Consider the following 1,770-nt stretch of genomic DNA (forward strand, 5'->3'; position numbering starts at 1 on the left):
CTGGGCGCGTGGCTCGATGCGCGAGGCCGCATCACGCGCGTCGAGGCCGAGCGCGGCCAGGCCGCATCCGGCGCGCTCGGCGCGGCCCTGGGCGAGATGCTGATCGGGCGGCCGGTCGGTGCCGCGCCGCCGCTCGGCATGCCGCAGCCGGTGCAGGTAAGACTCACGTTCGCGGACCATGCCCGATGAGGGGCGCCCGTCCCCCGGCTGTTCGCGGATCGAGGATCGACGTAATCGAAACGAGCAAGGAGCAAGGAGCATGAAGATGAAACAAGGGTTTGTCCGTCTGGGTGCGATGGCGACGATGGCACTCGCGCCGCTTGCCGCGTTCGCCCAGGATGGCGTGATCGCCAGCGCGGCGAAGTCTTCCGTCACGCAGGCCGACCTGTCGCCGGTGTTGAAGGCGGTCGGCCCCGAGGGACGCACGCGGCTCGCCGCCGATCCGGCCGCGCTCGACCAGCTGGTGCGTTCGACGCTCGCGCAGAAGATCGTGCTTGCCGAGGCGAAGGCCAAGGGCTGGGACAAGCAGCCCGAGGTGGAAGCCGCCATCGAGCAGGCGCGTCGCGAGGTCGTGGCGCGCAGCTATCTGGCGTCGATCAGCGCGCCGCCCGAGGCCTATCCGAGCGATGCCGATATCTCGACCACCTACGACGCGAATCGCGCCGTCTTCATGACGCCGCGCGCCCTGCATGTCGCGCAGATCTACCTGGCGGTCGCGCCGGACGCCAATGCCGCCACCGTCGAGGCGGCCCGCAAGCAGGCGACCGATCTCGCGAGCCGTGCCCGCGGCGGCGATTTCGCGGCGCTCGCCAAGGCGAACTCGCAGGACAAGACGAGCGCCGCGAACGGCGGCGACATGGGCTTCGTGCCGGAAGCGCAGTTGCTGCCGGCGGTGCGCCAGGCCGCCGATGCGCTGAAACCCGGCCAGGTCTCGACGCCGATCCAGACCACCACGGGCTTCCACGTCATCAAGCTGATCGAGGTGCGTGCACCTGCCCAGCGCCCCCTGGCCGACGTGAAGGACCAGATCCGTGCCGCGATGCGCGCCCAGCATTCGCAGCAGAGCGCGCAGGCATATCTGGCGCGGCTCACGGGCAACGCGCCGATCGACGAGGACGCGTTGCGCAAGGCGCTCGCGACCGCGCAATAAAGCGCGGGATCGACATGAGCCTGCCCCGTATCGTGCCGCGTACCGAGCCCCGTGAGCCGCTCGCGGTCGAGGCCATGCCGAAGGCGGCCGCCGCGTCGCGCGAGCGCGGCAGCGTCATGAACCCGTGGCCGGGCCCGGCGGGGGCGTTTCCCGCGCTCTGTCCGCTCTGCGGCGGCGCGCTCGAGCCGATGCCGGGCATGCCGGGGCGCGCACGCCATCGCAGCACGCGCAATTCCGCGCGCTGCGTGCTGACCACGCGCCGTTACCAACCGGACGAACTGGTGGTGCGTGGATCGGGCGACGCGGCACTCGCCGCGCGAAGCCGCGCGCGCTTCGTCGAGCACTGGGAATGGCATTACACGCTCGCTCGGCGCGTCTGGCCCGGCTTCACGCTGAACCGGTTCATGACCTTGACCGCCTTGTCGGACCTGCTCGGCCTGTGGTCGTATCCGGCGCTGCGCGACGAGGACCTGTCGGCCGTGCTGCTGGTGATGGCCGGGTTCATGCGCTCGCCGGCGCCAGGCGACGCGACCGGCCCCGCGCCGGGCGGCGAGGCGCGCTGGGGGCGTTTCTGGTTCGAGGCGGCGGTGCGCGACGTGGGCGACCTGTGGCGCGGGCCC

At 71.9% G+C, this 1,770-nt stretch carries 2 protein-coding genes and 1 pseudogene; all 3 read left to right on the forward strand.

The genetic code is table 11. The features are described from left to right. Positions 1–189: pseudogene (locus F3J18_RS37140) on the forward strand (hypothetical protein); the annotation flags it as partial. Between the two features lie 70 nt (positions 190–259). Next, on the forward strand, positions 260–1,150 hold the full coding sequence (locus F3J18_RS37145; protein WP_029949712.1) for a peptidylprolyl isomerase: 891 nt from the start codon (positions 260–262) through the stop codon (positions 1,148–1,150). A 14-nt stretch (positions 1,151–1,164) separates the two neighbouring features. Then, on the forward strand, positions 1,165–1,770 hold a 606-nt coding region (locus F3J18_RS37150), incomplete at its 3' end, for a hypothetical protein (protein WP_166917152.1).

Origin of the sequence: Burkholderia sp. Ax-1720, assembly GCF_011753035.1 — a bacterium.
In the GTDB taxonomy this organism is placed as follows: domain Bacteria; phylum Pseudomonadota; class Gammaproteobacteria; order Burkholderiales; family Burkholderiaceae; genus Burkholderia; species Burkholderia gladioli.